This window comes from Methylobacterium sp. P5_C11 (assembly GCF_054049775.1).
In genome coordinates this window covers 88603-95273 of sequence record NZ_JBFULS010000021.1, presented here as the reverse complement: position 1 = coordinate 95273, position 6671 = coordinate 88603, and the positions used below count along the sequence as shown (strand labels likewise).

Below are 6671 nucleotides of genomic sequence, written 5' to 3'. Positions count from 1 at the left end.
CCCTCGGGGCGGCCATAGAGGGCCGAGCCGCGGTCGGCCGGCGCGCTGGGCGGCGGCGCCGCGGTTGCGGCTGTCTCCTGGGCCGTGGCGTGGCCGGATTCCAACAGGCCGAGGCTCAGGCAGGCGAGGGCGGCAGTCAGTCCGCGGGTCAGAAATCCTTGGCTCGTCGGCGTCATGGCGGCTCCCTATCGGGACGGCGTACGCACCGTCCCCGTATTCTGCACTCTTTATTCATCGATCATGCCAGCCGCGCGACCTCGCAGGGGGCGCTCGAGGCGACAGTGTGGTTCCGACGTAATGCGACTGGGCTACTCCCGCGCTCGGGAACCACCCGATCCGCGAAACACCGGGCCGGACGATGTTCGAACCGGAGCCGGCCGCTTTCGGCCGCGGGACTCCCGGTCCCCGAAACCCCCCGGCCGTTTCAGCGAAGTCCGGCGCGATGCGGTATCGGGGTCGCCGTTGCGCACTCGCCTTGCGTTTTGTGCACCGATCTCCGAAAACGCCCCCCGTCCGGGAAGCTTAGGCTTGGCCGGGGCGGCCGGCTGTCTCGCCGGAGCCCGGCCGACGCGGCGTTCCGATCCGGTTCGAGGACACGTATCGATGATCGATTACGCGCAGGCGCGGCGGATGATGGTCGACTGCCAGTTGCGGACCTTCGACGTGAACGACAACACGGTGCTCGACGCGTTCGACTCCGTGCCGCGGGAGAGCTTCGTACCGAAGGGCCGCGAGCCCTTCGCGTATATCGATCAGACCCTGGTTCTCGGCGCAGCCGCCGGCGAGACCCGCTGCCTGCCGGCCCCGATGGTGCAGGCCCGGATGATCCAGTCCCTGCGGATCCGGCCGGGCGTCACCGCCCTCGACGTCGCAAGCGGCTCGGGCTACGCGGCGGCGGTGATGGCGCGCCTGGGCGCACAGGTGACGGCGCTCGAGTCGGTGCCGGAACTGGCTGAGGCGCTGCGCGTCCGGCTGGGCACCTCCGCTCAGGTCGTGGAGGGGCCGATCGCCGCCGGTGCACCGAAGCAGGCGCCCTTCGACGTGATCCTGATCAACGGCCGCGTCGAGGTGCGGCCGCAGGCGTTGCTGGACCAGCTCAAGGACGATGGCCGTCTGGTCTGCGTGTTCGGGCCATATCGGAACGCCAAGGTGACCCTGTTCGTGCGTGCGGGCGATGCGTTCGGCGCCCGTCCTCTGTTCGACGCGTCGCTGCCCGGGCTCGAAGCCTTCGCGGCGGAGGCCGGGTTCGCGTTCTGACACGCCGACCGGCGGTCGAGGGCCGCGGACGGCCGGGACCCGTCCGGAGCCCGTGGCGGGCTCAGCCCAGCCGGTAATCCGCCATCCGGGCGCGGCGGGCGCTCCGGCGGTACGCCATGACCGAGTCGGGCCACAGGGTCGTATTGCGCCCGCGCGCGTCGAGATACCAGCTGCGGCAGCCGCCAGCCTGCCAGATGCTGTCGGCCAGGCGGGTACGGATCCGGTCGAGGAAGCGCGCCTGCGCCTCCGGCCGGACCTCGATGGCCCTGGTCCCGTGGCGCAGGGCCTTCAGGCAATCGAGGACGTGCTGCACCTGGATCTCGATCATCGAGACGACCGAGTTGTGGCCGAGCCCGGTATTGGGTCCGAGCAGCATGAAGTAGTTGGGAAACCCCGCGACCGTGATGCCCTGGTAGGCGCCCATGCCGCCGGCCCAGGCCTCGGTCAGGCTAGTGCCGTCGCGACCGACGAGATTCATCCGTGCGAAGGTCGCGGTCACGTCGAAGCCGGTGGCGTAGACGATGACGTCGAGATCGTGGCGCCGTCCGGATTCGGTGATCACCCCGGACCCGTCGATCCGGGCGATGCTCCCCGTCTCCAGGGTGACGTTGGGACGCTGTAGCGCGGGGTAGTAGTCGTCGGAGATCAGCACCCGCTTGCAGCCGAGCCGGTAGTTCGGCGTCAGCTTCGCCCGCAGGGCCTTGTCGGGGACGGCCTTGGCGAGATGGCGCCGGGCCAGGGCCTCGGCCTGGCCGGTGAGCTTCGAAACCTTGGTGAAGCCCAGCAGCGCGCGCACCTCGTGCAGCCAGAACAGCCGCGCCCGTTCGAGTTGCCGGCTGAACGGCACGCGCCGGTAGCGGCTCTTGGCCCGCTCCGCGATGGCGTAATCGTTCTTGGGCATGATCCAGGGCGGCGTGCGCTGGAACAGGGTCAGGTGGGACGCGACGGCGGCAATCTCGGGCACCACCTGAATCGCGCTGGCACCGGTGCCGATCACCCCGACCCGCTTGCCGGCCAGCACCACGGAATGGTCCCAGGCCGCCGTGTGGAAGGCCGGGCCTGCGAACGCGGCGCGACCCGGGATGTCGGGATAGGCGGGATGGTGAAGGCCGCCCATTCCGGAGACGATCGCACGCGCCGTGATCGGCCCGCGGTCGGTCTCGACCTGCCACAGGGCGCGCGCCGCGTCCCAGGTGGCCCCCGTGAAGGCCGTGCCCAGCTGGATCAGGGGCATCAGCCCGTGGCGGGCCGCAACGTCCTGGAGGTAGGCCAGGATCTCCGGCTGCGGCGCGTACATCCGGCTCCAGTCGGCCTTCGGCGCGAAGGACAGCGAGTAGAGGTGCGAGGGGACGTCGCAGGCCGCCCCCGGATAGGTGTTGTCGTGCCACGTGCCGCCGATGCCGTCGGCCTTCTCGATCACCCGCAGCGGGCCGATGCCCGCCTGCCGACAGCGGATCGCCATCGCCAGCCCCGAGAAGCCGGCGCCGACGATCAGGACGGCCAGGGTCTCGGGCGCGGTCTCGGTCATCGCTGGGGGCTCCCGGATGGTGCGTGGGGCGCGTGCGCTTTCAGGAACGCGGCCGCCTCGTCGAGGGAGACCCGCGCCTCCGGTAGAACGCCGGCCGCGAACTGCCAGGCGTGGGACACGACCGGGAAGAGCTTGAGGTCGGTCTCGACGCCGGCTGCGCGGGTCCGCTCGGCCATGCGGACGGAATCGTCGCGCAGGACTTCGCGCTCCCCGACATGGAACAGCAGCGGGGGGAAGCCGGTCGGATCCCCGTAGAGGGGTGAGACCCGGGGATCGGTCGGATCGGCATCCCCCAGATACATCGGCCGGATCGCCGCGAGCGCCTGCGGGTCGAACATGGCGTCACGCCACGCATTGGTGACGCGCGATCCGTCCTCGGAGACGAAATCCGTCGCGGGGGAGAACAGGGCCGCCGCCCAGGGCATCGGCAGACCCCGGGCGCGGGCCGCGCCCATCAGCACGAGGGCGAGGTTGCCCCCGGCCGATTCGCCCGCCACGCAGGCCGCGCCCTCCGCGCTGAACGCCGTCCAGGCGGCCGTCACGTCGTCCACCGCCGCGGGAAACGGGTGCTCGGGGGCGAGGCGGTAATCGGGTGCGAAGATCGTGAAGCCGCGGTTCGCCAGCGCGCCCGTGACGGGACGGTGCGTCCGGGGCGAGCAGGCGATGAAGCCGCCACCGTGGATGTAGAGCATCCGCCGGCCGGGACCCGCTTTGGGCCGGATCCACTCACCCTTCACGCCGCCGACGACGCCCGGTTCGTAGGTCACGCCCTTGGGATCCGGGAAGGCCGGCGCCTCGAAGATCCGGCGGAACGCGGCCGCGTCCCGCGCCCGGGCGAGGGGGCCGCGGACCCGGCTGCGGACCATGTAGGTTCCGAGATAAGCGCGCAGGCTCGCCATCAGAGGGACCCGCCGGACAGGCGCACGATCGTCTTCCAGTAGCCCACCGGCATCAGCCGCTGGATCAACGCAGCGTTCCTGGCGTCCTTGCCGACCACGATGCGCGGCGTGCGCGCCTCGATGCCACGGATGATCGCGGCGGCCGCATCCGCAGGAGCCAGGGTCAGGAGCTTGCCGAAGGCTTCCCGGGCCGCCGCATCCTCGACCGCCGCGCGCTTGGCCGCCTCGGGATCGCTCGGCGGACGGCGGCCGCGGGCATTGCGCGAGATGGCGGTGGCGACGCCGCCCGGATGGACCACCGTCACCCCGAGCCCGGTGCCGGCATATTCGTGCCGGAGGGCCTCGGAGAAGCCGCGCACCCCGAACTTGCTCGTGCAGTAGGCGACCTGGCCTGGCGGCGCGATCAGGCCGAACAGGCTCGACAGGTTGACGATCTGCGCGGCCGGCCGCGTGCGGAGCATCGGCAGGAAGGCGTGGCACATCCGGACGACGGCGCGCAGGTTGATGTCGAGCAGCCACTCGAAATCGTCGAGATGCGTCTCATCGAACCGGCCACCGAGGGCGACGCCGGCATTGTTGATCAGGAGGTCGAGGTGCCCGGACCGCTCCGCGACCCAGCCGGGCAGCGCCCGGATCGCGTCCGCATCCGCGAGATCCAGCGTACGCGTCTCGACGGTCACGCCGTGCAGTCTGCCGGCCGTGGCCTGCAGTCCGCCCGCATCCCGGTCCACGAGGAGGAGACGGCACCCCTTGGCGGCGAGCCCCTCCGCCAGGGCCGCGCCGATGCCGCTGGCCGCGCCGGTGATCAGGGCGACCTTGCCCGCGAGCTGGAACCGCTGAGCCAAACCGCGCCTCCCCGTGCCTCCGATCAGGATCGGACGTGGGAGGGGATAGGCCCGGCCGACGGAATTGTCTAGGGTAAGCACCCTAGACGGGGGCTGGAACATGCCGCGGGGCGAGGGCCGGAAAACCGAGATCGGTGCGGAGTTCGGTCCGGATTCCGGTGCCCCGGGACCGAATCCAGGGACGCGTAAGCGGATCCTCGCCGCGAGCCTCGCGCTGTTCAACGCCCGCGGGCTCGGCCACGTGACAACGGCGGAGATCGCCGCCGCCTCCGGAATGCGCGAGGGCAACCTCCACTACCATTTTCCCCGCAAGAGCGGCCTCGTAGAGGCTGTGTTCGCCGCGTTCGAGGCCGAGGCCGTGATGGTGGCGGGCCGGATGCCCGCCGACCCCGCCGCGCCCGAGGCGCTGATCGCCTACCAGCGGGCATGGTTCGACCTGATCTGGCGTTACCGCTGCATCTATCGCGACGGAATCGCCATGGTGGAGATCGCACCCGCGCTGCGGTCGCGGGTCCACGCCCTCCGGGCCGAGACCCAGGCGCTGGCCCGCGGCGTCTTCGAGGCGGCTGTCGGGGCGGGACGCTTGCGGATCGAGTCGGAGGCCCTCGGTCGGCTCATCGACAATGCCTGGATCGTGTCCAGCCATTGGATGAGCCACCGCCTCCAAGGGGGCACGACCTTGACGGAGGCCGACCGGGACTGGGGCTTCGCACAGGTCCGCGATCTGTTCGCGCCCTATCTGGCGCCCGATCCCCCAGACTGACGGGCTCTGGCCCGAACCTTCCATACGCTGCGGCCAAGCTCGGACCCGAAGGACGCGATGCTCGACCGCCTGATCCATGCCGGCCTCAGCCTCTTGGTACTGCTCACCGTCGCCGTCCTGTTCTCGACGAACCGACGGGCGATCAACCCCCGCGTCGTGGTCACCGGGCTGGCCCTGCAGGTCGGGCTCGGGTCGCTTGTCCTGTTCCTCCCCGCCGGCCAAGCGGCGCTGAGATCCGCCGCCGACGGCGTCGTGGCCGTGCTGTCCTACGGCGACCGTGGTACCGCCTTCCTGTTCGGCGGCCTCGTCGAGCCGAAGATGTTCGAGTTGTTCGGCGGCTCGGGCTTCATCCTGGCCCTGCGGGTGCTGCCGCAGATCCTGTACGTCTCCGCGCTCATCGGCGTGCTCTACCATCTCGGCGTGATGCAGGCCCTGGCCCGGCTGCTCGGCGCGGGACTGCGCCGAATCCTCGGCACCTCGCCGATCGAGTCGTTCTCGGCGGTGATCACGATTGCCATCGGGCAGAGCGAGATCGCGGTGGCGCTGCGGCCATTCCTGGCGCGGCTGACCGGCGCCGAGCTGTTCGCCGTGATGTCGAGCGGCGCCGCCTCCACCGCCGGATCGATCCTGGCTGGTTACGCGGCGCTCGGCGTGCCGATGACCTACCTGCTGGCGGCCTCGGTGATGGCGATCCCGGGAGGGCTCGTCTACGCGAAGATCCTGATGCCCTCCACGGAACCGACCCGGATCACCAGCACCCGCGTGGAGTTCGGCGAGCGGCGGGCGGCCAACATCATCGAGGCGGCGGCCGACGGGACACAGAAGGGGCTGGCGGTGGCGGTCTCGGTGGGAGCGATGCTGATCGCCTTCGTCGGGCTGATCGCCCTGGCGGACGGCCTGTTCGGCACCGTCGGCGGCTGGATCGGCTATCCCGCCGCCTCCTTCGAGGGCGTTCTCGGCTGGCTGCTCGCCCCGCTGGCATGGCTCCTCGGCGTGCCGTGGGCAGACGCGACCCTGGTGGGCGGGGCGATCGGCCAGAAGATCGCCTTCAACGAGTTCCTGGCCTACGCGAACCTGTCGCCGATCCTGAAGGCCGGCTCCCTCGACCCGCGCACGCAGGCGATCGCCTGCTTCGCCCTCTGCGGTTTCGCCAACTTCGCGTCGATCGCGATCCAGCTCGCGAGCTTCTCCAGTCTCGTGCCGGAGCGGCGATCCGAGGTCGCCCGCTACGGTCTGCGGGCGATCCTCGCCGGCACGCTCTCGAACCTGACGAGTGCGGCGATCGCGGGCGTGTTCGTGACCTGAGAAGCCGGTCGCCCTACCGGGGATCTGACAGCCGCGCGCTCGGACGCGTCAGGTCATACGGCGGCTGGAACAAA

6 protein-coding genes are annotated in these 6671 nt (G+C 70.9%); 3 read left to right on the top strand and 3 right to left on the bottom strand.

Features of this window, described 5'->3' with window-relative positions:
• The first annotated feature begins 603 nt into the window (after window positions 1-603).
• The gene (locus ACXJKQ_RS13645) at window positions 604-1257 is read left to right on the top strand and encodes a protein-L-isoaspartate O-methyltransferase family protein (RefSeq protein WP_457106273.1); all 654 of its coding nucleotides are present in this window, start codon (window positions 604-606) and stop codon (window positions 1255-1257) included.
• Between the two features lie 61 nt (window positions 1258-1318).
• Here ACXJKQ_RS13645 and ACXJKQ_RS13640 read toward each other — a convergent pair whose 3' ends face one another.
• The 3 genes from ACXJKQ_RS13640 to ACXJKQ_RS13630 are packed head-to-tail and all read right to left on the bottom strand — an operon-like array spanning window position 1319 to window position 4529.
• Complete coding sequence (locus tag ACXJKQ_RS13640; RefSeq protein ID WP_457106272.1) at window positions 1319-2785, bottom strand: flavin-containing monooxygenase; 1467 nt, start codon at window positions 2783-2785, stop codon at window positions 1319-1321.
• Window positions 2782-3684, bottom strand: a complete 903-nt coding sequence (locus tag ACXJKQ_RS13635) for an alpha/beta hydrolase (protein ID WP_457106271.1) — start codon at window positions 3682-3684, stop codon at window positions 2782-2784. The genes ACXJKQ_RS13640 and ACXJKQ_RS13635 overlap by 4 nt, the downstream gene beginning before the upstream one ends.
• Window positions 3684-4529, bottom strand: coding sequence for an SDR family NAD(P)-dependent oxidoreductase (locus tag ACXJKQ_RS13630; protein WP_457106270.1), 846 nt, complete (start codon window positions 4527-4529; stop codon window positions 3684-3686). Before ACXJKQ_RS13630 ends, ACXJKQ_RS13635 begins: the two co-directional genes overlap by 1 nt.
• A 100-nt stretch (window positions 4530-4629) precedes the next feature.
• Between ACXJKQ_RS13630 and ACXJKQ_RS13625 the strand changes: the two genes are divergently transcribed.
• Window positions 4630-5292: a TetR/AcrR family transcriptional regulator gene (locus tag ACXJKQ_RS13625; protein ID WP_457106269.1), complete on the top strand. Its 663-nt coding sequence runs from the start codon at window positions 4630-4632 to the stop codon at window positions 5290-5292.
• 57 nt (window positions 5293-5349) lie between these two features.
• The gene (locus tag ACXJKQ_RS13620; protein WP_457106268.1) at window positions 5350-6597 is read left to right on the top strand and encodes a NupC/NupG family nucleoside CNT transporter; all 1248 of its coding nucleotides are present in this window, start codon (window positions 5350-5352) and stop codon (window positions 6595-6597) included.
• Window positions 6598-6671: the final 74 nt, after the last annotated feature.

Coding starts and splice junctions, on each gene's coding strand:
- ACXJKQ_RS13645 (WP_457106273.1), top strand. CDS start 604: ATGATCGATTACGCGCAGGCGCGGCGGATGATGGTCGACTGCCAGTTG.
- ACXJKQ_RS13640 (WP_457106272.1), bottom strand. CDS start 2,785: ATGACCGAGACCGCGCCCGAGACCCTGGCCGTCCTGATCGTCGGCGCC.
- ACXJKQ_RS13635 (WP_457106271.1), bottom strand. CDS start 3,684: ATGGCGAGCCTGCGCGCTTATCTCGGAACCTACATGGTCCGCAGCCGG.
- ACXJKQ_RS13625 (WP_457106269.1), top strand. CDS start 4,630: ATGCCGCGGGGCGAGGGCCGGAAAACCGAGATCGGTGCGGAGTTCGGT.
- ACXJKQ_RS13620 (WP_457106268.1), top strand. CDS start 5,350: ATGCTCGACCGCCTGATCCATGCCGGCCTCAGCCTCTTGGTACTGCTC.